Annotated in this window: 21 protein-coding genes and 1 pseudogene; 10 read left to right on the forward strand and 12 right to left on the reverse strand. The window is 67.8% G+C overall.

The features are described 5' to 3' along the window. Window positions 1–14: 14 nt before the first annotated feature. Window positions 15–686, reverse strand: a complete 672-nt coding sequence (locus FHW79_RS16800; RefSeq protein WP_014197758.1) for a hydrolase — start codon at window positions 684–686, stop codon at window positions 15–17. A gap of 289 nt (window positions 687–975) precedes the next feature. Between FHW79_RS16800 and FHW79_RS16805 the strand changes: the two genes are divergently transcribed. Both FHW79_RS16805 and FHW79_RS16810 read left to right on the forward strand, forming a co-directional pair. Beyond that, window positions 976–2,604 carry an MASE4 domain-containing protein gene (locus tag FHW79_RS16805; RefSeq protein ID WP_183179994.1) on the forward strand — a complete coding sequence of 543 codons (1,629 nt, stop codon included), beginning with the start codon at window positions 976–978 and terminating at the stop codon, window positions 2,602–2,604. Then, window positions 2,601–3,242 (forward strand): response regulator transcription factor, encoded by a 642-nt coding sequence (locus tag FHW79_RS16810; protein ID WP_183179995.1) that lies wholly within the window; start codon window positions 2,601–2,603, stop codon window positions 3,240–3,242. Before FHW79_RS16805 ends, FHW79_RS16810 begins: the two co-directional genes overlap by 4 nt. Window positions 3,243–3,253: 11 nt before the next feature. On the opposite strand, the gene FHW79_RS16815 is transcribed toward FHW79_RS16810, so the two are convergent. After that, entirely contained in the window at window positions 3,254–4,078 is an 825-nt protein-coding gene (locus FHW79_RS16815) for an alpha/beta hydrolase (RefSeq protein ID WP_183179997.1), read from the reverse strand. Between the two features lie 425 nt (window positions 4,079–4,503). On the opposite strand from FHW79_RS16815, the gene FHW79_RS16820 reads away from it, so the two are divergent. Further along, the gene (locus FHW79_RS16820; RefSeq protein WP_183179998.1) at window positions 4,504–6,141 is read left to right on the forward strand and encodes a GGDEF domain-containing protein; all 1,638 of its coding nucleotides are present in this window, start codon (window positions 4,504–4,506) and stop codon (window positions 6,139–6,141) included. A 10-nt stretch (window positions 6,142–6,151) separates the two neighbouring features. Here FHW79_RS16820 and FHW79_RS16825 read toward each other — a convergent pair whose 3' ends face one another. From FHW79_RS16825 to FHW79_RS16840, 4 genes are all read right to left on the reverse strand, one after another. Then, window positions 6,152–6,334: a hypothetical protein gene (locus FHW79_RS16825; protein ID WP_183180000.1), complete on the reverse strand. Its 183-nt coding sequence runs from the start codon at window positions 6,332–6,334 to the stop codon at window positions 6,152–6,154. 20 nt (window positions 6,335–6,354) lie between these two features. Next, window positions 6,355–8,238: a ferrous iron transporter B gene (locus FHW79_RS16830; RefSeq protein ID WP_183180001.1), complete on the reverse strand. Its 1,884-nt coding sequence runs from the start codon at window positions 8,236–8,238 to the stop codon at window positions 6,355–6,357. Between the two features lie 53 nt (window positions 8,239–8,291). Next, window positions 8,292–8,591: a FeoA family protein gene (locus tag FHW79_RS16835; RefSeq protein ID WP_174445529.1), complete on the reverse strand. Its 300-nt coding sequence runs from the start codon at window positions 8,589–8,591 to the stop codon at window positions 8,292–8,294. Between the two features lie 146 nt (window positions 8,592–8,737). After that, a complete protein-coding gene (locus tag FHW79_RS16840; RefSeq protein ID WP_247884427.1) occupies window positions 8,738–9,553 on the reverse strand; it encodes a tetratricopeptide repeat protein in 816 nt (271 codons plus the stop codon). A 52-nt stretch (window positions 9,554–9,605) separates the two neighbouring features. Here FHW79_RS16840 and FHW79_RS16845 point away from each other — a divergent pair, with 52 nt between their 5' ends. The 4 genes from FHW79_RS16845 (at window position 9,606) to gyrB (ending at window position 15,774) form a co-directional block, all read left to right on the forward strand. Further along, window positions 9,606–10,487 (forward strand): SDR family oxidoreductase, encoded by an 882-nt coding sequence (locus FHW79_RS16845; protein WP_183180004.1) that lies wholly within the window; start codon window positions 9,606–9,608, stop codon window positions 10,485–10,487. A 264-nt stretch (window positions 10,488–10,751) separates the two neighbouring features. Then, window positions 10,752–11,882 carry a DNA polymerase III subunit beta gene (dnaN, locus tag FHW79_RS16850; RefSeq protein ID WP_014197767.1) on the forward strand — a complete coding sequence of 377 codons (1,131 nt, stop codon included), beginning with the start codon at window positions 10,752–10,754 and terminating at the stop codon, window positions 11,880–11,882. Between the two features lie 98 nt (window positions 11,883–11,980). Continuing rightward, the gene (gene recF, locus FHW79_RS16855; protein ID WP_211108323.1) at window positions 11,981–13,201 is read left to right on the forward strand and encodes a DNA replication/repair protein RecF; all 1,221 of its coding nucleotides are present in this window, start codon (window positions 11,981–11,983) and stop codon (window positions 13,199–13,201) included. 89 nt (window positions 13,202–13,290) lie between these two features. Beyond that, window positions 13,291–15,774, forward strand: coding sequence for a DNA topoisomerase (ATP-hydrolyzing) subunit B (gene gyrB, locus FHW79_RS16860; protein WP_183180005.1), 2,484 nt, complete (start codon window positions 13,291–13,293; stop codon window positions 15,772–15,774). A 71-nt stretch (window positions 15,775–15,845) separates the two neighbouring features. Here gyrB and FHW79_RS16865 read toward each other — a convergent pair whose 3' ends face one another. From FHW79_RS16865 to FHW79_RS32755, 4 genes are all read right to left on the reverse strand, one after another. After that, complete coding sequence (locus FHW79_RS16865; protein WP_183180007.1) at window positions 15,846–16,640, reverse strand: DUF4158 domain-containing protein; 795 nt, start codon at window positions 16,638–16,640, stop codon at window positions 15,846–15,848. Between the two features lie 198 nt (window positions 16,641–16,838). Beyond that, window positions 16,839–18,959 (reverse strand): ATP-binding protein, encoded by a 2,121-nt coding sequence (locus FHW79_RS16870; protein WP_211108324.1) that lies wholly within the window; start codon window positions 18,957–18,959, stop codon window positions 16,839–16,841. Between the two features lie 14 nt (window positions 18,960–18,973). After that, window positions 18,974–20,473 (reverse strand): ATPase domain-containing protein, encoded by a 1,500-nt coding sequence (locus FHW79_RS16875; protein ID WP_149651773.1) that lies wholly within the window; start codon window positions 20,471–20,473, stop codon window positions 18,974–18,976. Continuing rightward, window positions 20,460–21,086, reverse strand: a complete 627-nt coding sequence (locus tag FHW79_RS32755) for a HigA family addiction module antitoxin (RefSeq protein ID WP_247884428.1) — start codon at window positions 21,084–21,086, stop codon at window positions 20,460–20,462. The genes FHW79_RS16875 and FHW79_RS32755 overlap by 14 nt, the downstream gene beginning before the upstream one ends. Between FHW79_RS32755 and FHW79_RS16885 the strand changes: the two genes are divergently transcribed. Continuing rightward, on the forward strand, window positions 21,076–21,636 hold the full coding sequence (locus FHW79_RS16885; RefSeq protein WP_183180009.1) for a recombinase family protein: 561 nt from the start codon (window positions 21,076–21,078) through the stop codon (window positions 21,634–21,636). The genes FHW79_RS32755 and FHW79_RS16885 overlap by 11 nt on opposite strands. A 34-nt stretch (window positions 21,637–21,670) precedes the next feature. On the opposite strand, the pseudogene FHW79_RS16890 reads toward FHW79_RS16885, so the two are convergent. Next, window positions 21,671–22,366 (reverse strand): annotated as a pseudogene (locus FHW79_RS16890) (IS6 family transposase). A gap of 320 nt (window positions 22,367–22,686) precedes the next feature. Between FHW79_RS16890 and FHW79_RS16895 the strand changes: the two are divergent. After that, window positions 22,687–23,160 carry a lysozyme gene (locus FHW79_RS16895; RefSeq protein WP_183180010.1) on the forward strand — a complete coding sequence of 158 codons (474 nt, stop codon included), beginning with the start codon at window positions 22,687–22,689 and terminating at the stop codon, window positions 23,158–23,160. 502 nt (window positions 23,161–23,662) lie between these two features. After that, window positions 23,663–23,962, forward strand: a complete 300-nt coding sequence (locus FHW79_RS16900) for a hypothetical protein (protein ID WP_247884429.1) — start codon at window positions 23,663–23,665, stop codon at window positions 23,960–23,962. A gap of 183 nt (window positions 23,963–24,145) precedes the next feature. Here the strand turns inward: FHW79_RS16900 and FHW79_RS16905 are convergent, their stop codons facing one another. Next, entirely contained in the window at window positions 24,146–24,589 is a 444-nt protein-coding gene (locus FHW79_RS16905; protein ID WP_183180030.1) for a response regulator, read from the reverse strand. Window positions 24,590–24,636: the final 47 nt, after the last annotated feature.

The following is a 24,636-nucleotide window of genomic DNA, read 5'->3' on the forward strand; positions in this document are numbered from 1 at the left end:
GCAAGCGCTGCGGATCAGGCGGCGGCGCTGTGGCCGCCTTCCGACGCGCCGAACATCGTCTTGGCGTAGATGATGCCCAGGCCATAGGCGCCGCCGTACTTCTTGGCGATGCCGGTGGTCATCTCGTAGGTCTCGGTGCGCGCCCAGTCGCGCTGCAGCTCCAACATGTACTGGAGCGAGGTCATCGGGCGGACGCCGGCCTGGACCATGCGGTCCATGGCGCGCTGGTGCGCCTCGACCGAGACGTCGCCGCAGGCGTCGGCGATGACGTAGACCTCGAAGCCCTGGTCCAGCGCCGACAGGGTCGGGCCGACGATGCAGACCGAGGTCCACAGGCCGCAGAAGACCAGCCGGGTCTTGCCCAGGCCGTTCACCCGCTTGATGACGTTGGCGTCCTCCCAGGTGTTCATGGAGGTGCGGTCGGTGACCTCCGCCCCCGGGAAGGCCTCGGTGATCTCGGAGAAGATCGGGCCGGAGAAGCTCTTCTCCGCGACGGTGGTCAGGATGGTCGAGACGCCGAAGCCGGCGGCGGCGTGCGCGACCAGCGCGGTGTTGGTGCGCAGCGTCGTGGCGTCGATCGAATGGGTCGCGAAGGCCATCTGCGACTGATGATCGATCATGATCAGCGCGTGGTCCTTCGGCGATACGAGCAGTTTGCCGGGAGTCGCGGTGGCGGTAATGGTCATGTCTCTGTTCCCCGTTGTTTTTGGCGCCGGTGCCAATGACGATGCCCGTGCGGCGATGCCCGTGCGGCGATGGCCGTGGCGAAACACGTGACGGTGTCTGTGACCCGGCGGTGCGTCGAAGCATCGGACAGGGACGGAGGACGGCGACATTGAACTTGCGTTTGCCGGCCCTATACCTTGGTATATCAGGCCAAGGCGCCGCTCGCCGCCGGTGCCGGACGGGGTAAAGGACAGGGTTGAGGGCAGGGTTGAAGGCGGACGTGACCCGACGGGCGAGCGAGCGACGGTGATGCGCACGGGCGATGACCCTGGAGACCAGCGGTTTCTTCTCGCGACCCTGCCCCCCCGGGCCGGGCAGACGCGGCTGGCCATCGGCACGGTGGCCGGGCTTCTGGTCGCGCTGGCGATCGCCGCCCCGTTCGCCCGCCTGACTCCGGACGGGACGGCGGTCCTGCTGCCCGCCTACGCCACCGCGGTCCTGCTGACCGAGCTGATGACCGCCGTCCTGCTTTTCGCGCTCTACGCCACGCAACGCTCACCGGCCTTGCTGGCGCTGGCCGCCGGCTATCTGGTCACGGCGCTGCTGATCGTTCCCTGGGCGCTGACCTTTCCCGGCGTCTTCGCGCCGGCCGGGCTGCTCGGCGCCGGCCTGCAGAGCACGGCCATTGTCGCCGCCGGGCGCCGCCTCGGCCTGCCGCTGTTCATCCTTGCCTACGCGCTGCTCAAGGCCATGGAGTCCGGCCCGCGCGAGGCGCACCGCCCGGCCCTCCCCGCCATCGCCGGCGGCATGGCGCTGGCGATGGCGTTGGCCGGGGGCCTCACGGCCCTGGCGCTGGCCGAGGATGCCCTTCTGCCGCGGCTGATGGTCGACACCATGCGGGAAACGCCGCTGTGGCGGGTCGTGCCGGTGACGGCGCTGGCGCTCTGCGCCGCGGCGCTGGCCGTCCTCGCACGGCAGCGGCTCTCGGTCCTCGACCTTTGGTTGATGGTCGTGCTGGCCGCCTGGGCCATCGAGACCTGCCTGCTGAGCTTCATCAGCGGCGGCCGCTTCAGCGCCGGCTGGTGGTCAGGGCGGGTGTTCGGGCTCGCCGCCTCCAGCATCGTCCTGCTGGTCCTGCTGGCCGAGATGACGACGCTCTACGGGCGGCTGGTCCGTTCGGTGGCAGCGGAACGGCGGGTGCGCGACGCGCGCCTGGCCAGCCTGGAGGCCCTCTCCGCCTCCATCGCGCACGAGGTCAACCAGCCGCTGGCGAGCATGGTCACCAACGCGGGTGCCGGGCTGCGCTGGCTGGACCGCCCGACGCCCAATCTGGTGGAGGTGCGGGCGGCGCTGAAGCGGATTTCCGACGATGGACACCGCGCCGCGCGTGTGATCGCCTGCATCCGCGATTCCTTCCGCAAGGCGCCGCCCCAGCGGAGCCGGCTGGACATCAACGGTGTGATCCGCAGCGCGCTCGACCGCACGGAGGGCGAACGGCGCCTGAACCGCATCGCCGTGCGCACCGACCTCCAGCAGCGCCTGCCGCCGGTCAACGGCAGCGCTGTGCAGCTCGAACAGGTCCTGCTCAATCTGATCGCCAACGCCGACGACGCCATGGCCGCGGTCACCGACCGCCCGCGCGTGCTGAGCATCCGCTCGCGCCGCCGCGGGCTCACGGACGTCATCGTGTCGGTGGAGGACAGCGGCACCGGTCTGCAACCGGCGCAGGAGGGGCGGCTGTTCGAACCTTTCTTCACCACCAAGGAGCATGGAATCGGCATGGGGCTGACCATCTGCCAGTCGATCGTGGAGGCCCATGGCGGCCGGTTGTGGGTGGCCGCCAACCAGCCCCACGGCGCCGTCTTCCGCTTCACCCTGCCCGCCGACGACGAGCCGGAGCGGCCCGAGGCCGGGGCGGCGTTGGAGCGGACGCGATGACCGACCGCTCCGCCATGGCCGTGGAGACGCCCTTCGTCGCCATCATCGACGACGACCCGTCCATCCGGGAGTCACTGGTCAGCCTGCTGCGCTCCGTCGGGCTGACCGCCCTGCCCTTCGCCTCGGCGCAGGAGTTCCTGCAGCAGCGCCTGCCCGACGCGCCGGGCTGCCTCGTGCTGGACGTGCGGCTGCCGGGCCAGAGCGGGCTGGAATTCCAGCGCGAGCTGAGCGGGACGGACATCCATCTGCCGGTCGTCTTCATCACCGGCCACGGCGACATTCCCATGTCGGTGACGGCGATGAAGGCCGGCGCCATCGAGTTCCTGGCCAAGCCCTTCCGCGACCAGGATCTGATCGACGCCGTCCATACCGGCATCGAACGCGACCGCGACCGCCGCCGCAACCTGGATGTCCTCTGCGACCTTCGCGAACGGTTCCGCAGCCTGACCCCGCGCGAACGGGAGGTGATGCGGCTCGTCGCCGCCGGACAACTCAACAAGCAGATCGCCGCCGAGCTGCAGCTCAGCGAGATCACCGTGAAGGTCCACCGCGCCAACGTAATGCGCAAGATGCAGGCGCGGTCGCTGCCCGATCTGGTGCGCATCGCCGACAAGGTGACCCTCGCCGGCGATGCCTGACCGGCGCCCGCTCACGCCCCCTTGATGAAAGCAAGCACGTCGGCATTGAAGCGGTCCTGGTGGGTGGCCGTCAGGCCGTGCGGCGCCCCCTCATAGACCGTCAGCGTCGCCTGCGGCGCGATCTCCACGGCGCGGCGGGCCGCCGCGTCGATCGGCACGATCTGGTCGTCGTCGCCGTGGATGAACAGCGTCGGGAGCGCCATCTTCTTCACATCCTCGGTGAAATCGGTTTCCGAGAATTGCTGGATGCAATCGTAGGCGCCCTTGATCCCGGCCATCATGCCCTGAAGCCAGAAGAACTGCCGCAGCCCTTCCGACACCTTGGCCCCGTCGCGGTTGAAGCCGTAGAAGGGCATGGTCAGGTCGAGGAAGAACTGCGACCGGTCGTCGTAGGTGCCCTTGCGGATGCCGTCGAAGACCTCCATCGGCAGGCCGCCGGGGTTGGCGGCGGTCTTCAGCATGATCGGCGGCACCGCTCCGACCAGCACGGTCTTGGCGACGCGCCCGGTGCCGTGGCGCCCGATGTAGCGGGCGACCTCGCCGCCGCCGGTGGAATGGCCGATCATCACCGCGTCGCGCACGTCCAGAGCGTCGAGCAGTTCGGCCAGATCGTCGGCGTACTGGTCCATGTGGTTGCCGCTCCAGGTCTGGTCGGACCGGCCGTGGCTGCGCCGGTCGTGCGCGATGACCCGATAGCCCTGCTGGCCGAAGAACAGCATCTGCCCGTCCCAGGCGTCGGCGCTGAGCGGCCATCCGTGTGAGAAGACCACCGGCTGTCCGCTGCCCCAATCCTTGTAGAAGATGCGGGTGCCGTCCTTGGTCGAGATCGTGCTCAAAACCCCCTCCATTTTTCGGGCGCGCGAAAGATCCGCGGCGCGAGGGGAAGGCGGACACCGGCCTTTCCATGGGCAGCGCGGAACCTCGTCGGCGTCACAACAGTGCCGAAGGCGGTCCGGCCTGGAAACTATACGGAGGTATCGGTGGCCTGCCCGTGCGTATGGCAAGCCGATGAAGAGCGGGGCCGCTGAATCACGGGTGGGGAACCGAGAATGGGAAGGCGCGCGAATCGGCGCCGCCACTGTTCGCCCAGCGGTGGAAATATTTCGTTTTTTCAATCAGTTCTGGTGCTTTTGTCGAAGATTTAGCGTCCTTTGCGTCTTCCGGATGGGCACAGCATCGTTTATCTTCGAGCGGCGGTGGGCAGGAAGCCTATCCATCTGGGAAATGTGCGGACGGTTTCTTGGAGGAGCGGAGCTTGCGAATGCTCGTCGCGGTGGCCGATGAAATGCGCCGGCAGAGCCGCAGCGTCATCGTGCGTCTTATGCTGTTTGGACTAGCGCTGGTCTTGATCGGCGCCTGCGCGCGCATCTGGGTTCTGTCCTCCTTCTTAGAGGACAAGCTCAACAACCTGACCTCGTCCCAACAGCAATCGACCGCCTCCTACGTTGCCCACGACATCGACGAGAAGATCAAGGCACGGCTCGACCTCCTGCGCCGCGCCACCGGAAGCCTGCCGTTTGCGAGCCTCAGCGATCCCGCAGCCCTGCGGGATTGGCTGAAGACGCATCACGAGATCGCGCCCTTGTTTTCGCGCGGGCTGATGGTCGTCCGGCCGGATGGCCGCGGGGTGATCGCCGATTATCCGGAACGGGAGCGTTCGTCCGATTTCGACGTTTCGGACCGCGACTGGTTCCGGTCCGCGCTGGATGGCCGCGAACCGGTGATCGGGCGACCCGCCCGCTCCACCATCGACGCAGAACCCATGGTGGTCATGGCGATGGCGGTCACCGATGCCACCGGACGCCCGGTCGCGGTGCTTGCCGGCGCCACCGCCCTGTCATCGCCCGGCTTTCTCAATCTGGTCCAGGGAAACCGCATCGGGCGCAGCGGCGGCTTCCTTCTGGTGTCCCCCCGCGACAGGCTGTTTGTGTCGGCCAGCGACCACGGGATGATCCTGACCGCTACTCCGCCGGAGGGGGTGAACCCGCTGCACGACCGGGCCATGGCCGGTTACCGCGGCACCGGCATCACCGTCAACGCGGCGGGGGTGGAGGAATTGTCCGCCATCGCCGCGGTCCCGACGGCGGGCTGGTTCCTGGTCGCCCGGCTGCCCACGGCGGAGGCGTTCGAGGGGGTGCGCGATCTCCAGACCTTCATCGCCACCAACAGCCTGATGATCGCCGCCTTCGCCGTGACCGTTCTGTTCATCGGGATGCGCCGCTTCTTCCGCCCGCTGACCGAGGCGGCGCGGCGGATGCACCAGATGGCCGATGGGCATGTCGAGCTGGCCCCCCTGCCGGTCCGCCGCATGGACGAGGTCGGGGAGCTGGTGCAGGGCTTCAACTATCTGCTGGGCAAGCTGCGGGAGCAGGAAGCCGCCTTGCGGGCAAGCGAGGCGCGCATGGCCCATATGGCCCACCACGACGCCCTGACCGGCCTGCCGAACCGCGCCATGTTCCATCAGCGGCTGCAACAGGCCATCGATCGGGCGGAACGCGGCGGCACCCTGTTCGCCCTGCTCTACATCGACCTCGACGGTTTCAAGCCGATCAACGACACCCATGGCCACAGCCGGGGCGACGAGGTGCTGCGCGTGGTGGCGCGCCGCCTGTCCGGCCTGCTGCGCAAGTCCGACCTGATCGCCCGCATCGGCGGCGACGAGTTCGCCATCATCCTGGACGTGGAGGTCACCCGCGCCGGGGCGGAAACCGTCGCCGACAAGTGCCGGGCGGCGCTGGAGGATCCCATCCTGATCGACGGGCTGCAGCTGCCGCTCGCCCTGTCGATCGGCGTCGCGGTCTACCCGCAGGACGGACGGGATTCCCAGCAGCTCATCGTCCACGCCGATCAGGCGATGTACGCGGTCAAGAGGGGCGCCGTCCGGGTCCCCGCCCTGTAGGCGCTCCCGCTCAGTGGCAGCCCGAACCGCCGCCGGCCGGGCCGCAGCCCTTGCACCCGCCGCCGCAACCGGCGCCCTTCGGCGCGGCTCGGCCCAGCAGGCGGGCGCGCAGCCCGGCCGGAAGGATCACGCGCCACACCGTCCACGCCGCGGCCAGCGCCACCACCACCGCGACCAGCAGATCCTGCCACATGGCCGTGCCCTCCCCTTCCCTTACAGCAGCGCGGACGCGACGCGGTAGGTGACGAAGCTCGCCCCGTAGGCCAGCGTGATCATGTAGGCGAACATCACCGCCGGCCAGAACCAGCCGTTGGTCTCCCGCTTCACCACCGACAGGGTGGCGACGCATTGCGGGGCGAAGACGTACCAGGCGAGCAGCGACAGGGCGGTCGGCAGGCTCCAGGAGGCGGCCAGAGCCCCGGCCAGCGAGGATTGCAACGCGTCGCCGCTCTCGCTCAGCGCGTAGATGGTGCCAAGCACGCCGACCGCCACCTCACGCGCCGCGATGCCCGGCACCAGCGCCACGGCGATCTGCCAGGTGAAGCCGATCGGCGCCAGCAGCGGCTCCAGCGCGTGGCCGATCATGCCGGCGATGGAATACTGGATGGCCGGCTCGGTCGCCCCCTCCGGCGCGGCGGGGAAGCTCGCCAGGAACCACATGACGATCATCAGCGCGAAGATCGTCGTGCCGGCCCGCGCCAGGAAGACCTTGGCGCGCTCGAACAGGCCCAGCGCGATGTCGCGCGGGTTGGGCAGGCGGTAGGCCGGAAGCTCCATCAGCAGCGGCTCGCGGGCACCCTTGAACACCGTGCTCTTCAGCACGAAGGCGACGGCCAGCGCCGACAGGATGCCGGCGGCGTAGAGCGCGAACATCACCAGCCCCGGCAGCCCGACCAGACCGCCCAGCAGCGGACGGTCCGGCACGAAGGCCGCGATCAGCAGCGTGTAGACCGGCAGCCGGGCCGAGCAGGTCATCAGCGGGGCGATCATGATGGTCGCCAGCCGGTCGGCCCGGTTCTCGATGGTGCGCGCCGCCATGACTCCGGGCACCGCGCAGGCGAAGCTGGACAGCAGCGGGATGAAGGCCCGCCCGTGCAGCCCCACCCCGCCCATCAGCCGGTCCAGCAGGAAGGCGGCGCGGGCGAGATAGCCGGTCGCCTCCAGCACCAGGATGAAGAAGAACAGCACGAGGATCTGCGGCAGGAAGATGACCACGCTGCCCACCCCGGCGATGATGCCGTCAGTCAGCAGGCTGCGCAACGCGCCGTCCGGCAGGGTGGCCGCCACCCAGTCCTTGAGGCCGCTGACCGCGCCGTCGATCAGGTTCATCGGCGCCTCGGCCCAGGCGAACACCGCCTGGAACATCAGGAACAGCACGAGGAACAGGAAGGCCAGCCCGAACACCGGGTGCAGCAGAACGGCGTCCACCCGCCGGGTCGCCAGCGGCGGCAGGCCGGCGTCGGCCACGCAGCCGGCCAGCAACCCCTCGACCTCCTGGTGATAGGCCCGCAGGTCGCGCGAGGAGGGCTCGCTCCAGCCGCAGGGCGCCGGGCTTTCCGCCGCATCGCTCGCCATGGCCCCGTCGATCTGTTCCAGCAGCGGCTGGACGCCGCCGCGGCGGATGGCGACGGTCGGCACCACCGGCACGCCGAGCGCCGCGGACAGGGCCGCCGCGTCGATGCGGCAGCCGCGCTTCTCCGCCGCGTCCATCATGTTCAGCGCCAGGATGATCGGACGGCCCAGCCGCTTCAGCTCGACCACCAGCCGCAGGTTCAGGCGCAGGTTGGTGGCGTCGGCAACGCAGACCAGCAGGTCGGGGCTGTCCTCGTGCGAGAAGCGGCCGAGCACGACGTCGCGGGTCACCTCCTCGTCGGGGGAGCGGGCGCGCAGGCTGTAGGTGCCCGGCAGGTCGATCACCTGGACGCGGCGGCCGAGCGGGCTGACGAAATGCCCGATCTTCCGTTCCACGGTGACGCCGGGGTAGTTCGCCACCTTCTGGCGGGAACCGGTGAGCGCGTTGAACAGGGCGGTCTTGCCACAGTTCGGGTTGCCGACCAGCGCGATGCGCGGCGGCAGGGCGGAGTCCAGGACCGACATGGCCGGATGTCCTTGCAGGGGGGTGCTTTGAAGACGGTTCGTGGCGCCGCGCGTCAGGCGGCGGGCGCCACCAGCACGGCGCGCGCCTCGGCGCGGCGGAGCGCCAGCGTGTGCTCGTTCACGCGGATGGCGATGGGGTCGCGGCCCGGAAAGGCTTCGTGCAGGACCTCGACCTGGGAGCCTTCGACCAGCCCCATCTCGATCATGCGCCGCTCCAGTTCCCCTTCGGGAAGGGTGGTGACGACCCCGCGCTCATCGACGCCGGTCACGCGGGCGCGCTCGCCCTTCTTCAACTCGCCCAAATGCCGTCCGCCGGGGGACTGGCCTGTTTCGGGGGTGGGATGACCGCTCATGGCTGCACCTGATCGCACCGGGAGGTGGGGGGCGCGTCCGTGGCCGCCCCTCTTCGCCGCGAATGATCCTGCGAAGCGTTCGCACTCGTCCAGCCGGCTAAATGTCGCAGGAGCCTTGTGAAATGAGCGTAACGGCCCTACTGCGACTAGGGCTTTGCGGGGGCCGCCGGCCCCTTCGCGTTGGCTGCCGGGGCGGGAGCGGGCGCTGGCGCCTTGGCCGAGCGGTCGAGGTTGGCCTGCGCCGTCTTGGCCGCCGCGCTGTTCGGCGTGTTGCGGACGATCTGGCTCCAATCCTCCCGCGCGCCCGGCAGGTTGCCGGCCTGCGCCTTGATGGTGGCGCGCAGCAGCAGGGCGTCGGGATCGCCGGGGCGCAGTTCCAGCGCGCGGTCGATGTCGGCGACGGCCTGCCGGTCGTTGGCCAGGGCCTTGTGGGCGGCGGCGCGGTAGAGATAGGCCTCGGCCCGCCGCGGGTCCTTCTTCAGCGCCGCGTCCAGGTCGGCCACGGCGTCCCAGAAGCGCTCCGTCTCGGCCCGCGCGATGGCGCGGTCGATCAGCAGGTCCACGTCGTCCGGCTGGAGCGCCAGGGCGCGGCTGTAGGCCCGCTCCGCCCGCGCGTTGTCGCCGGCGCGCAGCCACGCCCAGCCGGCCCGCCCGAGGATCGAGGCCCCGGCCTTCGGGTCGTCCTTGCCCAGCACGGGGGCCAGCTCCTCCAGCCGCGCCCCGGCGGTGGTGAAGTCGCCCTTGTGGAACAGCGCCAGCGCCTGGCACAGCCGGGCATGGTCGCCGCCGCCGCGGTTCAGCCAGGTCTGCGCGCTCTCCAGCGCTTCGGCCGGGCGCTTCTCGGCCAGCGTCAGGCAGGCCTGGAACTCCCGGTTGTGATCGACGGCGGGAGCGGCCAAGGCGGGGCTGGCGGAGAAGAGCGCCAGCGCGGCCGTGATGAGGTAAGCGTTGCGTCGGTTCATGGCGGCCTTACACTCCGTCATTGCCGCTTCCGACGCAAGGACCCCGCAAGACATGGCCTCACCCCGTCTGTTCGTCTTCGGCCTGGGCTTCACCGCCCGCGTGTTCGCCGACCGGCTGAAGGCCGAGGGTTGGCGGATCGCCGCCACCTGCCGCGGCGAGGACAAGCGCGCCGCCCTGGAGGCGCAGGGCATCGAGGCGTTCCTGTTCGACCGGGGCCGCCCGCTGGAGGACGCCTGCGCGGCACTCGCCGGCACCACCCACCTGCTGGTCAGCGTGCCGCCCGACGAGCGGGGCGACCCGGTGCTCGACCAGCACGCCATGGACCTGGCGGACCTGCGGACGCTCGACTGGGCCGGCTATCTTTCCACGACCGGAGTCTACGGCGACACCAAGGGCGAATGGGTGGGCGAGGCGGCGTGGCTGCGCCCCACCGGCGAGCGGCAGGAGCGCCGCGTCGAGGCGGAGCGCGGCTGGCTGAACCTCTACCGCCAGTACGGCGTGCCGATGCATCTTTTCCGGCTGGCCGGCATCTACGGGCCGGGGCGCAGCGCGCTGGACAACGTGCGCGACGGCACCGCCCGGCGCGTGGACAAGCCCGGGCAGGTGTTCAGCCGCATCCATGTGGAGGACATCGCGGCGACGCTGCGCGCCTCGATGGACAAGCCGACGCTGGGCGCGGTCTACAACGTCGCCGACGACCTGCCCTCCCCCTCCCACGAGGTGGTGAGCTACGCCTGCGGCCTGCTGGGGGTCGAACCGCCCCCCCTGGTGCCATTCGCGGAGGCTGGGCTGTCGCCGATGGCCGCCAGCTTCTACGCCGACTGCCGCCGGGTGAAGAACGACCGCATCAAGCGCCAGCTCGGCGTGGATCTGACATACCCCGACTACCGCGCCGGCCTGGACGCGCAATTCGCGGCGGAGGGCGGGCGCTAGAATCGCTGCGGAAGCGAATCGGCGCCCTTGCACAACCGCCTGCAATCCCCCTACGGCAGCACCCCGCGGGGGCATCACGGACCACCGGATGGGCCGGAATCGTCCTTTCCGGCGACCGCCCGGCCGTGCCGAACGAATTTGGTTCGGCAAAACCGACGTTGTGGTATCATGCGCCCCCGTTCCGGCCCGCTGGCCTGAGGCCGGACCGGCATGGGTACACCTGCGAATCGCAAAAAAACACGACCTGCCGAGACGACGACCAGCATGAACATCATCATCGAACGCGCCGCCCTTCTCCGGTCCCTTGGTCATGTGCAGAGCGTGGTGGAGCGCAGGAACACCATCCCCATCCTGTCCAACGTGTTGCTGCGGGCGAGCGACGGCGAATTGTCGCTGGCCGCCACCGACATGGATCTGGAGATCGTCGAAACGGTCCCGGCCACGGTGACCCGCGCGGGTGGCACCACCGCCCCGGCCCACACACTGTACGACATCGTGCGCAAGCTGCCCGACGGCAGCCAGGTGGAGCTGGACATCGGCGGCGACGGCACCATCCTGACGCTGCGCGCGGGCCGGTCGCAGTTCAAGCTGTCCTGCCTACCGGTCGACGATTTCCCGCAGCTCTCTGGCGGCGACCTGCCGCACCGCTTCGACCTGACGGCGGGTGACCTGCGGGCGCTGGTCGACCGCACCCGCTTCGCCATCTCGACCGAAGAGACGCGCTACTACCTCAACGGCATCTACCTGCACGCCGCCAAGGCCAAGGCCGGCGGCGCCGAGCTGCCGGTGCTGCGCGCCGTGGCGACCGACGGCCACCGTCTGGCCCGGGTCGAGATGCCGCTGCCGGAGGGGGCCGCCGGCATTCCCGGCGTCATCGTTCCGCGCAAGACCGTGAACGAGATCCGCAAGCTGATCGACGAAGCCGCCGACCGCATCGAGCTGTCGCTGTCGGACAACAAGATCCGCTTCGCCTTCGATTCGGTGGTCGTGACCTCCAAGCTGATCGACGGCACCTTCCCGGATTACGAGCGGGTCATCCCGGTCGGCAACGACAAGACGATGGAGGTGGACGCCAAGCTGTTCGCCGCCGCCGTGGACCGCGTCGCCACCATCTCCACCGAGAAGAGCCGGGCGGTGAAGCTGTCGCTGACCCGCGGCACGCTGACCCTGTCGGCGACCAGCCCCGAGGCCGGCAGCGCCACCGAGGAGCTGGAAGTCAATTACCAGGAAGGCCCCCTGGAAATCGGCTTCAACTCTCGCTATCTGCTCGACATCACGCAGCAGATCGAGGGCGAGGGCGCGCGCTTCTCGCTGGCCGACGCCGCCTCGCCGACCATCGTGCGCGACGTCGCCGACTCCACGGCCCTTTACGTGTTGATGCCGATGCGTGTGTGACCGGTCCGGACGGATCGGCGCTTTTCGGGCCGGCGCGCTCCGGACCCCGTGTTTGACGGGGTGCGGCGGCCCGGTCCCCGCATCCCGGATCGGACGCTTTGCTCGACGCCAGACAGACTTCGCCCCATCCCGCCCCGGTTGTGGACACTCCGGCCGCCTTGGCGGTGACGCGCCTGACCTTGACCCGCTTCCGCGGTTATGAGAGCGCGCGCTTGGAGCCCGACCACCGCCCGGTGGTGCTGACCGGGCCGAACGGCGCCGGCAAGACCAACCTGCTCGAAGCCGTCAGCTTCCTCGCTCCCGGACGCGGCCTGCGCGGCGCCAAGCTGTCGGAGGTCGAGCGGATCGGTGGCAGCGCTGGCGATGGCGCGGGCACCGGCTGGGCGGTCGCCGCCGTTCTGAACACCCCCACCGGCCCCGTGGAGATCGGCACCGGCCGTGAGATCGGCCCGCAGGCAGCGTCCGGAGCGGAGCGCGACCGCCGCGTCGTCCGGGTGGACGGCCATCCCGCCAAGGGCCAGACGGTGCTTGCCGAGCATGTCGCCGTCGTCTGGCTGACCCCGCAGATGGACCGGCTGTTCCTGGAAGGCTCCAGCGGGCGCCGCCGCTTCCTCGACCGCCTCGTCTTCGGCTTCGACCCTGCTCACGCCGGCCGGCTCAGCCGCTACGAGCACGCCCTGCGCGAGCGCGCCCGCCTGCTGCGCGAGGGGCATCGCGGCTGGAACGGCGACGAGGGCTGGCTGGGCGGGCTGGAGGACCAGATGGCGACCACCGGAGTCGCCGTGGCCGCCGCCCGCCGCGACGTGGTGCAGCGGCTGCGCGCCGCCTGCGGGCGGGCCGTCGGCCCCTTCCCCGGCGCCGACCTGACGGTCCAGGGCACGGTGGAGCACTGGCTCGACGAGGGCCCGGCATTGGCCGCCGAGGACGCGCTGCGCCGCTCGCTGCGCGACAGCCGGCGCGCCGATTCGGACGGCGGCGGCGCCACGCTGGGACCACACAAGAGCGACCTCGCGGTGCGCCACGCCCAGAAGGACATGCCGGCGGCGCTCTGCTCCACCGGGGAGCAGAAGGCGCTGCTGATCGCCATCATGCTGGCCAACGCCCGCCTTCTGGCGGCGGAGCGCGGGGCCGCCCCGCTGCTGCTGCTGGACGAGGTGGCCGCCCATCTCGACCCGCAGCGGCGCGAGGCGCTGTTCGACGAGATCCTGGCGCTGGGCGCCCAGGCCTGGATGACCGGCACCGACGATTCGGTCTTCGGACCGCTCGGCGGAGCGGCCAAACGCTTCTACATCGAGGATGCGACCGTGACCCCGGCCTAGCGTTCGAAAATGGGCTCAAAAGCCCAGAAAATCACCTACCGAAGTACGGTATTCCGCCGAAACCCAACGCAGTCTGCTATAGTCGAGCCATGGCACAGGAAGCACTGAAGAACGACCTCCCGCAGCAGGATTACGGCGCGGAATCGATCACCGTCTTGCGCGGGCTGGACGCCGTGCGCAAGCGTCCGGGCATGTACATCGGCGACACCGATGACGGCTCCGGACTGCACCACATGGTCTACGAGGTCGTGGACAACGCGATCGACGAGGCGCTGGCCGGCTACTGCGACGCGGTCGTGGTGCAGCTGAACGCCGACGGGTCGGTCACGGTGCGCGACAACGGGCGCGGCATCCCCACCGACATCCACTCCGAAGAAGGCGTGTCGGCGGCGGAGGTCGTGATGACCCAGCTCCACGCCGGCGGCAAGTTCAACCAGAACTCCTACAAGGTGTCGGGCGGCCTGCACGGCGTGGGCGTGTCGGTGGTGAACGCCCTGTCGGAGACGCTGGAGTTGCGCATCTGGCGCAACGGCCGCGAATGGTTCATGCGCTTCCGCCACGGCGTCGCCGACGAGCGGCTGGCCGACATCGGCGCAGCCCCGATGGTCGACGACGGCAACGGCGGGCAGAAGCCGCTCTCCGGCACCGAAGTCACCTTCCTGCCGTCCAAGGATACCTTCACCAACACCGAGTTCGATTTCGCGACGCTGGAACACCGGCTGCGCGAGCTGGCCTTCCTGAACTCCGGCGTGCGGCTGGTGCTGACCGACGCCCGCGGGGTGGAGCCCAAGGTCCAGGACCTGCACTATGAAGGCGGGCTGGAAGCCTTCGTGAACTGGCTCGACCGGTCCAAGGTGCCGCTGCACAAGCCGGCGATCTCGATCAAGGCGGAACGCCCGACCGAGCATGGCGGCGTGGTCACCGTAGAATGCTCGCTCCAGTGGAACGACAGCTACCACGAGACGACCCTCTGCTTCACCAACAACATCCCGCAGAAGGACGGCGGCACCCACCTCGCCGGCTTCCGCGCGGCGCTGACTCGGGCGATCAACAACTACGCCAACGAGTCGGGCATCGCGAAGAAGGAGAAGGTCAACCTCTCCGGCGACGACGCGCGCGAGGGGCTGACCTGCGTGCTCTCGGTGAAGGTGCCCGATCCGAAATTCTCCAGCCAGACCAAGGACAAGCTGGTCTCCTCCGAAGTCCGCCCGGTGGTCGAGGCGGTGGTGGGCGAATGCCTCGCCCAGTATTTCGAGGAGCATCCGGCGGACGCCAAGCGCGTCGTCCAGAAGGTGGTCGAGGCCGCCGCCGCCCGTGAGGCCGCCCGCAAGGCGCGCGAGCTGACCCGGCGCAAGGGTGCGCTCGACATCGCGTCCCTGCCCGGCAAGCTGGCCGACTGCCAGGAGCGCGACCCGGCGCTGTCCGAACTCTTCATCGTGGAGGGCGATTCGGCGGGTGGCTCGGCCAAGCAGGGCCGGTCGCGCCAGTTCCAGGCCATCCTGCCGCTGCGCGGCAAGATCCTGAACGTGGAGCGGGCGCGCTTCGACAAGATGCTGTCCTCGGCCGAGATCGGCACGCTGATCGCGGCGCTGGGCACCGGCATCGGGCGCGACGAGTTCAACCCGGACAAGACGCGCTATCACAAGATCATCATCATGACCGACGCGGACGTGGACGGCAGCCACATCCGCACGCTTCTGCTGACCTTCTTCTTCCGGCAGATGCCGGAGCTGATCGAGCGCGGCTATCTCTACATCGCCCAGCCGCCGCTCTACCGCATCAAGCGCGGCAACGCGAAGGAGCGGTACCTGAAGGACGACCGGGCGCTGGAGGAGTATCTGATCGAGGCGGCGCTGGGCGACCTGTCCGTGCGCCCCGCCGACGGCTCCCTGCTGAACGGCGAGCCGCTGCGGGAAATGGTCGAGCAGGCCCGCGGCGCCCGCCTGCACATCGAGACGCTGGCCCGCAAGGCCGGCAACCTGTCGGTGGTGGAATCGGCGGCGGTGAGCGGCGCCCTGTCGGTCGCGCTGTCCCAGGACACCGCCCAGGCGCAGCAGGCGGCCGAGGCGGTGGCCGCCCGGCTCAACGCGCTGGACGTGGAAGGCGGCTGGCGTGGCGAGAGCCTGCTCCAGGGCGGTTACGCGCTGGTGCGGACGCGCCGCGGCGTGACGCACCGCCACCATCTGGACGCCGACCTGCTGAAGAGCGCCGAGGCCCGCAAGCTGGACGCCATCGCGGCGGACCTCAAACGCGTCTACGCCGAGCCGGGCCGCGCCTTCGAGAAGCAGAAGGAAAGCCGCAGCCTGACCGGCCCCGTCGCCCTGTTCGACACGGTGATGGAGCTGGGCCGCCGCGGCGTGACGATCCAGCGCTACAAGGGCCTGGGCGAGATGAACCCCGACCAGCTCTGGGAAACCACGCTCGACCCGACCAAGCGCTCGCTGTTGCAGGTGAAGGTCAACCACGCCGACCAGGCTGAGGAGGTCTTCTCCACCCTGATGGGCGACATCGTCGAGCCGCGCCGCGAGTTCATCCAGGAGAACGCCCTGAAGGTTGCCAACCTCGACGTGTAAACAAATCTTGTGAAGGTGGTCCTTAACGCAAAGCTTGAGAAACCGAACTCTATGATTGAGAAACTTTAACTCTATGATTGAGAAGTTTCACTCAATGATTGAGAAAGGCTGAGATCAAGCGAAGCTGGAACTTGACAGAACAGACGCAGAATGGGGTGGATCCAACCGGGTCCGCCCTTTTTCATGAAGCCCACGTCCCACACATGGAACTGGGGCTGGCGCCCTGCCCCATCAGTCCTTGAGACGCTTGCGCCGCAGCGGCTCGGCGCCCCGCCGAGGTCAGGATCGACCACCGGCAGACGGTCGAGTTCGGCCAGTTGCTCGTCGGTGAGGCCGGCAAGCAGAGCATCCACCGCCCGCTTGCGGGCACGGGCGCGCCCAGCGGCGCCGGTGCGCTCGATCACCGGCAATGCCGGCAGGATGAAGTTTTGGGAGCGGAGGCCGGAGACGATGGCGGTGACGATCGGTTCCGGCCTGTTCGTGGTCCAGGCGGCCTGGGCGGCCGCTTCGATCATGAAGGGAAGATCGAGATTGGTCGATGGCCGCAACCCGAGCATGGCGGCGAGTTGCCGGGCATGATCGGTCATCGTCTGGGGTCGGCGCGCATAATCGGTGAACAGGTGCGCCGGCACATGAATCTGGGTGGCGATCCAGGCGACCAGAGCGTCGAGCGGTTCCTCGATCTGGGCAAGCGCGCGGCCGGAATGCCGAAGCAGCGCCAGCTGCACGGCAAAGCCCAGCCGGTTAGCTGCGCCCCGCCGTGTCAGAACGAGATCCTGATCCGACGGGGTGAGCGTGAAGCGACGCGCCAAAGCATCCCGATCCGCGGGAATGCCAAGAAGCTGCCGTAACTCCGTGTCGGGCAACAAACGATGTCGCGGCACGCCATCTCCCTCTCCAGCCGGCGCCAGCCCCCGAGGCTGGCACATGACGGGGGAGGGTTATGAACGAACGCAGGACCGCTTGTCACGGAGCCACGCTGCCCGACTGTCCGCATTGCTACCCTTTGACGGACACGGATGTCGATAGCTCCTTCGCCTGATCTACATTTGACGTTTATTTCATCAGTACCGTCCAGCATGTGAGGCTGGATGAAAACCGTCATTCTGCTTAGTAAGCGCAGACGTCGCCGTCGCCTTGGGCAACAGCTTCGCGGTGGCCATTGCGAGCTGGGCCTGTGTATATGGTTTGGTAAGGCGGGGCAGATCGGCGTCGATGCCTTCCGGTAGATCGGCATAGCCCGTCGCCAGAAGCACCGGCAGGTTCGGAGCCATGGAACGGGCCGCCTGGGCAAGTTCGACGCCGGTCATTCCAGGCATCGCGTAATCCGTCATCAGAAGATCAACCACCTGCCCGCTGCGCAGAAGGTCGAGCGCGTCACTGCCGGAGTTCGCTTCGAGGACCGTGTGTCCAAGATCGGCCAACATGTCCACGGTGCTCATGGCGATCAGCGCATCGTCATCGACCACGAGGACCACGGCAGGGGACGCGGCGGTGGTCGGAGCCTGCGGCAGCTCGGCCGTTCGGACCGGTGACGTCGCCTTCGGCAACCACAGTTCCACGAGCGTGCCCTGGCCCGGCACGCTCGACAACTGGAACGCGCCGCCGGACTGCACCGCCAAGCCGTGGACCATCGACAAGCCGAGCCCGGTGCCCTTGCCGATGCCTTTGGTCGAGAAGAACGGTTCGATCGCCCGCATAAGGGTCTGCGCATCCATGCCCGTGCCGGTGTCCCGCACGCAAAGACAGGGGTGGACACCCGACGTCAGTCCGGAGGTCACGGAAACCGGCGCCTCGTCCAGCGACACAGTCAGCGTGCCACCATCCGGCATGGCGTCACGGGAATTAACGGCGAGATTCAGGATCGCCAGCTCGAGTTGGTTGGGATCGATCAGGACCGGCGGCAGGTCCGTAGGCGCCTCGATCCGCACCACCACGCGCGGTCCTACAGAGCGCTCCAGCAAGGTCCGCATGCCCTCCAGCAGGCCCACGAGGTCGACTGCCTGTGGCTGCAAATCCTGACGGCGGGCAAAGGCCAGAAGCCGCTGGGTCAGCGTCGCCCCACGTTGTGCCCCCTGCATGGCCCCATCGAAAAGGCGCTCCGTCATCGGATCGTCGGGAAGGCGTTTGCGCAGCAGTTCCAGGTTGCCGAGCACCGCCATCAGCAGATTGTTGAAATCGTGCGCGACGCCACCGGTCAACTGGCCGAGGGTTTCCAGCTTCTGCGTCTGGCGCAACTGCTCTTCGGCGCGTTCGCGGTCGCGCATTTCGGCGCGCAAGCGCTCCAGCGTCGCCTCCAATTCGCGGGTGCGCTCCTGCACCGTGGCCTCAAGCGTCGTCGTGAGACGTTGCAGGGCCTCCTGCGCGGCCTTCTGGGCGCCGATGTCGACGATGACTGCGAGCGCCCCGACCACTTGGCCCATGCCATTGCGCACCGGCACGCCGCTGACCCGAACCCAGGTCATCAACCCGTCGGGCAGCTGATACGTGAACTCGACGCCATGAACCATTTCGCCGCGTAAAGCCCGCGCTCCGGGAAACCGATCCCGGGTCAGGCGGCGTCCATCTTCGTCCTGCCCGATCCAGCCGTTGTCTTCGTCCGGTTGCCGGGATGGGATCACGGCATCCGGCACGAACCCTTCGAAGGCCGGATTGCACAGCATGATCCGGCCATCCCGGTCCATCAGCGAAACGCCGACCGGCAGGTGCTCGATCAGGGTGGCAAAGCGTGCCCGCTCGCTGGCCAAGTCGGCCAGGAGGCGGTCGCGCTCGACCAGATGTGCCTGAGCCTCATATTGGCGCCTGCGTCCGCGCAAGCAGGTGCGCACCACGCTGACCAGCGTGGTCGGGTGGAAGGGCCGCTCGATGAAGGTGACGTTGCCAAGCAATTCGGTCAGGCGGGCCGCCTCCGGCGTGCGCTCTGCGCCGTCACCGCGCATGGTGAGCAGCACCACCGGGAGGTCCGACCAAGGCGGCTGCGCGCCAATCCAGGCGACGAGTCCCTGGAGGTCGGCGGTGCGCACGGCCTCCTCGACCAGGATGAGCAACCCCACCCCGTCGTCCAGCGCACGGCACAATGCCGTCAGGTCGGGACAGGATTGAGCGGCGATCCCAACCTCACCCAACAGAGCGGATGCGACGGCGGCATCCCGTCCGCGCGGCGCCAGGATCAGCGCACGCTCCATGGACTCTGTCCTGCTCACACCGGATCGTCCTGGAGCAACGGGCCGCCTTGGCCGCTGTAGACGGGCACGCCGCGCAACACGCCCTGGAATTCCTCCAGCGGCGGTCCGAGGCTGATGCCGCGCTCGGTGATCCGGTATTCGCGGATCGTGTCTTCATGCGGTCCGGCCCGTTTCTTGATCACTGAAATCGCCCGGCGAACCCGGCCCAGCGCTTCGAAATAGCGTAGCAACACGACGGTATCGGCAAGGTAGGTAACATCGACTGGCGCCTGCATGTCACCGATCAGGCCGTGCTGTGCGATGGTGAGGAAGGTCGTGACGCCTTGCCGGTTCAGGTAAAGCAGCAATTCATGCAGGTGCAGGACCAGAAGCTGCTCCTCTGGCATCGCCGCCTGATAGCCGTTGAGGCTGTCGATCACCACGGTGCGGATCTGATGGTGGTCGATGCAGGCGCGCACCCGATGAGTGAATTCGCCGGGCGCCATCTCCGCCGCGTCCACCTGTTCGATCAGCAGGCTGCCGCGGTCGCGCAAGCCTTCGAGATCAAGGCCCATCGCCCTCGTCCGGGCGAACAGCAGACCGAGTTCTTCATCGAAGACGAACAGCGCGGCCCGCTCCCCCCGCTCGACGGCGGCAACGGTGAACTGAAGGGCGAACAGCGACTTTCCGGTGCCGGCGGGGCCTATGATCAGGGAACTCGATCCACGTTCCATCCCGCCACCGAGCAGCGTATCGAGTTCGTCGATACCGCTGGCCAAACGCTCTCCGGTGAATCCCTTGCGGTGCTCCGCGGCGATGAGCCGGGGAAACGCCCGGATGCCGCCTGTGGTGATGGCGAAGTCGTGAAAGCCGCCACGGAAGGCTTGGCCGCGGTACTTGAGCACGCGCAGCCGCCGCCGCTCCGCCCCGTAAGCCGGCGATACCATCTCCAAGCGGATCACACCGTGCGCGATGCTGTGGACTGTCTTGTCCATGGTATCGGTGGTGAGGTCGTCGAGTAGCAGCACGGTGGCGCCATGCCGGGCGAAATAGTGCTTGAGAGCGAGGATCTGGCGACGGTATCGCAGGGAGTCCTGGGCCAGCAGGCGGATTTCCGACAGGCTGTCGAGAACGATCCGCATCGGTTTAACCCGCTCGATCGCTTCGAACAGGTGCCTGGTCGTCTCACCGAGCTCCAGGTCCGCGGAATAGAGCAAGCTCTGCTGGTGGGCCCCGTCGAGCAGGCTTTCCGGCGGAACCAGTTCAAAGACCGAAATCTCCTCGCCAAGCGTCCAGTTATGCGTTGCCGCGGCGTCGCGTAGCTCCTCCTCGGTTTCCGACAGGGTGATGTAGAGCCCCGTCTCTCCGGCTGCTGCACCCTCCAAAAGGAACTGCAGGGCCACCGTGGTCTTGCCGGTGCCCGGGCTGCCTTCGAGCAGGAAAACCCGGTCACGGGTGAGCCCGCCGGCGAGGATGTCGTCAAGCCCGGCGACGCCGGTTCGCGCCTTGCGCGGCAGTTCATCAGGTACGGCCATGGCGGGTCAGGATGTCCGTTTTGAGGGTATCGGGCAGCGCATGTACTGGGATGCGTTCCAGGGTATCGGCAAGGGCATGCTGGGCATGCCAGAGATCATGCGCCAGCTGAAGGTCGAGCCAGAAGTGGGCGGGCATGCCGCAGAGCCGGGCCAGTCGGGCCGCCATCTCCGGCGTGACTGCGGCCTTGCCAGCCAACACGCGATGGAGCGTCTGGCGGGCGATTTCCAACTCCTGAGCCGTCTGGGTCACCGTCAACCGAAGTTCGGGCAGAACCCAGTTGCGCAGCACGGCACCAGGATGAGGTGGAGGATCATTGGACAATGGGGATTCAGCAGACATCGAGCACGACCAGAGGGAACGACCTTCCAGATGTAGCGCATCACGTGACAGAGGGCAGCCTGTGCGATCCGCATCTGCCTTTTGGGGGGCGGCGAAGGCACGCCGCCAATCGATGGGCAGGATGCCTTTAAGGTTGCTATTCAGACTGTCCTTCATACCGCCGTTTGACGGCCAGCCGCCAAACTGTCCGGGAACCCGCGTTGACGACGGCTTTCCGGACACATAGTTTGTCGGACGGGTTTCCGGACAAACGGATCGGGCGGTGGCGAACATCGGCTATGCCAGAGTCTCGACCGCTGATCAGGATCCGGCGCTGCAACTCGACGCCTTGGCTAAGGCAGACTGCGAGCGGGTCTTTCAGGATCAAGCATCCGGAGCCAAGGCTGATCGGCCTGGTCTGGCGGCGGCCATCGCCTTCGCGCGGGCCGGCGACAGTCTGGTGGTCTGGAAGCTGGACCGTCTCGGCCGATCTCTTCCGCACCTGATCGAAACGGTGAATATGCTGGAGGCCCGTGGCGTCGGCTTTCGGTCGCTGACCGAAGCGATCGACACGACCACACCCGGCGGCCGATTGGTGTTCCACATCTTCGGTGCTCTCAGCCAATTCGAGCGTGACCTCATCCGGGAGCGGACCCGTGCCGGTTTGGTCGCTGCTGTCGCTCGTGGCCGGAAGGGCGGGCGCACGCCGGTGGTGACCGAGGACAAGCTGCGCCGGGCAAAGGCGCTCCTTGCCCAAGGTCTCACGGTTTGTGAAGCCGCGGCGCGGATCAAGGTCGGAAAGACCGCGCTCTATGCAGCTCTTGGGCATTGTCACACGAACTGAACCGACGCGCAGATCGCCCAAATCTCCGACTGGCTCACGCCGCGGCGGTGGCGGCGTGCCACTCGGCCATCGCCTGCGCCCGGAAAGCACGCAGGCTGCCACGGGAGACCAGGTGGCGCTGAAGGTTGAAGGTGTTGTAGATGGCGAAATGCAGGGCGACGAAGCGCTATGCAGAGCCAGGGGACTTGAAGCGCTGCATCTTCCTTTCGCGTCGCCGGACCGGCTGGTGCGAGACCTCGGCCCGATTGTTGCGTCGCCGGCCTTGTTCATGGCGAGCCGTCAGACCGATCTCGCGGAAGGCGGCCCCGTAGGAGCGGAGCTTATCGGTGGTGACCTGGGTGGGTGCGAAGCCGTGCTTCTTGAGCAGCTTGCGCATCAGCTTGAGGGCCGCAGCCTTGTCGCGCCGGCGCTGGACGAGCACCTCCAGGACCTCGCCTTCATCATCGACCGCCCGCCACAGGTACAACAGCCGGCCGCCGATTTTTACGACCATCTCGTCCAGATGCCAGCGTGGGCTGGGTCGCGGCCGCAGGCGCCGCAGGTTGCCGGCGATCGCCGGTCCGAACCTCAGGACCCAGCGGCGCACCGTCTCGTAGGAGACCTACACGCCGCGTTCGGCCAGCAGATCCTCGACATCCCGGTAGCTCAGCGTGAACCGGAGATAGAGCCAGATCGCGTGCTGGATGATCGGGGGCGGGAACTGGTGGCGGGCATACGAGAGCGGCGACATTCGATCAGGATAGCGGCGTGGCCGACGGCCTGCCACCGTCCTCGTGACAATGCCGCCGATAGCCATGCGCCGTTCGGTCCGAACGCTCGGTCGTCGCCATCGAGTGACAGTGCGGGCAGCGCATGAGTCTCCTCCAAGAGGGAGGGGATCCTCTACGGCAGCACCGCCGCAATGATCAAGCCGGCGCGAAAGCTGACGGAACCAAAAGAATGGCGGCCACAGTGAGCCGCCAAGGTTCAGCTAAATCTGCCCTGGAAGGCAGATCGGCGAATCCTATGTGACGCCGCCGCCCTAAACAACCACAATGGGAATATGTCGAAATGACCACCACGCCCTCCGGCGCGGCGATCCCGCGCGAAATCCACCCCGACGCCCTCGATCTGGTCCGGCGCTTCGAGGGCCTGTACCTCGACGCCTACCTCTGCCCCGCTGGCGTGCCGACCGTCGGCTACGGCCACACCGCCGGGGTGAAGATGGGCCAGACCATCACCAGCCTCCAGGCCGAGGTGTTCCTGCGCGCTGACATGGCCGATGCCGCCGCGGCGGTGGACAAGCTCGTCAAGGTGCCGCTGCCCGATCGGCAGCGCGGGGCGCTCGCCTCATTTGTGTTCAACCTGGGGGCCGGTGCGCTGCAGTCCTCGACCCTGCTGCGCCTGCTGAACCAGGGCGACTATGCCGGGGCGGCGGCCGAGTTCTCGAAGTGGGTCTACGCCACGGTCAACGGCAAGAAGGTCCAGCTCGACGGGCTGAAGAAGCGCCGGGCGGCGGAGAAGGCGCTGTTCGAGGCGGGCTGATCGTCGGCAGGCTATTGCGCTGGGGTCGGCATGTCAGCAGCCCGGTGGCTCGACAAGCGATAGTGCTCAGCGGCACGGCGCGTGATAGAAAATTGAGCCTACCTCGTGCGAGATGAGAATGAGAACGCCTCCAACCTTAACAGCTTCCCGTAACGTCTTTTGTGGACTGCTGGCACTACTCTCAATTGCAACTCTGACTGCGCCGGCTGCTGGGGAACCGGCCTACGGCTTCACAGCAGGGGACACACTGCCGATCTACACATTTCACGGCGAGGACGGTGTGCGTCGCTCAACGGCGGAGTTTCGTGGCAAGTGGTTCCTTTTCAAGCGGGGAGCCGAATGGTGCATCCCGTGCATTGGAGAGCGGCCTTCGGTCGAGAGTTTCATGAAGGCCCACCCCGATGTGCCTGTCGTAATGCTCGTTTCCCCGCGTCCCAGCGAGACCGACCTCGAAGGGGCGTTCCGACGCGACCTGGACTATCAGCGGCGAAAGGGGCTGCGTATGGACTACATCGCCGTGCTTGACAGCCGCGCCCCATCACCCCGCGACCTTCCGGCGCCGAAATCCGTCACCGACCTCCCGCTGACCGTCATCGTCGATCCACAGGGAGTTATTGCCGCGTTGTGGACCAGCACGTACCAATACCAACGCCATTTCATGAGGCATGGGATCGTCGGCAAGGCTGAACCAGCGTTCCGTGACTACGTCGAGGCTTTGCTTTCGTGTAAGGGAGCTAAAGGCGTGGCTGTAACCTCCACAGCGCTGGAGATTGCGACGACGTTCGACGCTTCCTGCTCATGACCTAAGGACGCTTGGGTCACCAGTCCAGCACCGGCGATCAGCGCCGAAGACGCAGCCCGCCCGGACCTCCGCGGCGGGTTTCCCCCCTTTCCGAGGACCCCCTGATCGAACTCCTCAGCCCGAAACCGGTCCGCCCACCGGCTCGGGCGATGGGACATTGCCGCTGCGACCGGCGGCAAGCACTCATTGAAAAGGCGCAGCCGACCCCTGGAAGCAACTGGCTGGCGACTGGTTCAGGCTGGCCCAGAACGCGCTCAAACTACGGATCGCCTCCGATAAAGCCTCGGAATCCATGGGCTTAACAACGAACGCATTCGCGCCCAACTCATAGCTGAGCATGATGTCGTTGTCCTCGCATGACGCCGTAAACATGACGATCGGAACGTGCCGGACGGCCGGGTTACTTTTTACCCGTTCCAGCACCTCCAGCCCATCGATTTTCGGGAGATCGAGTTCGAGCAGGACGACCGCGGGTAGCTGGGTTGGCCATCCGGTTTCCGGATCGCGAAGAGACAGCATCCGTAGCGCCTCTTCACCATCGCGGGCGACAATAATACCGTTGGAGAGTTTGCATTTTTTGTAATTGCTCAGGGGGCTGGCCCGTGATGAGCACGGTCGGGCTCCCAGGCAGTCGGGGGTGCCCCTAACGGGACGTTGCTTGAGGGACCAGGATA

The organism is Azospirillum sp. OGB3 (genome assembly GCF_014192915.1).
In the GTDB taxonomy this organism is placed as follows: domain Bacteria; phylum Pseudomonadota; class Alphaproteobacteria; order Azospirillales; family Azospirillaceae; genus Azospirillum.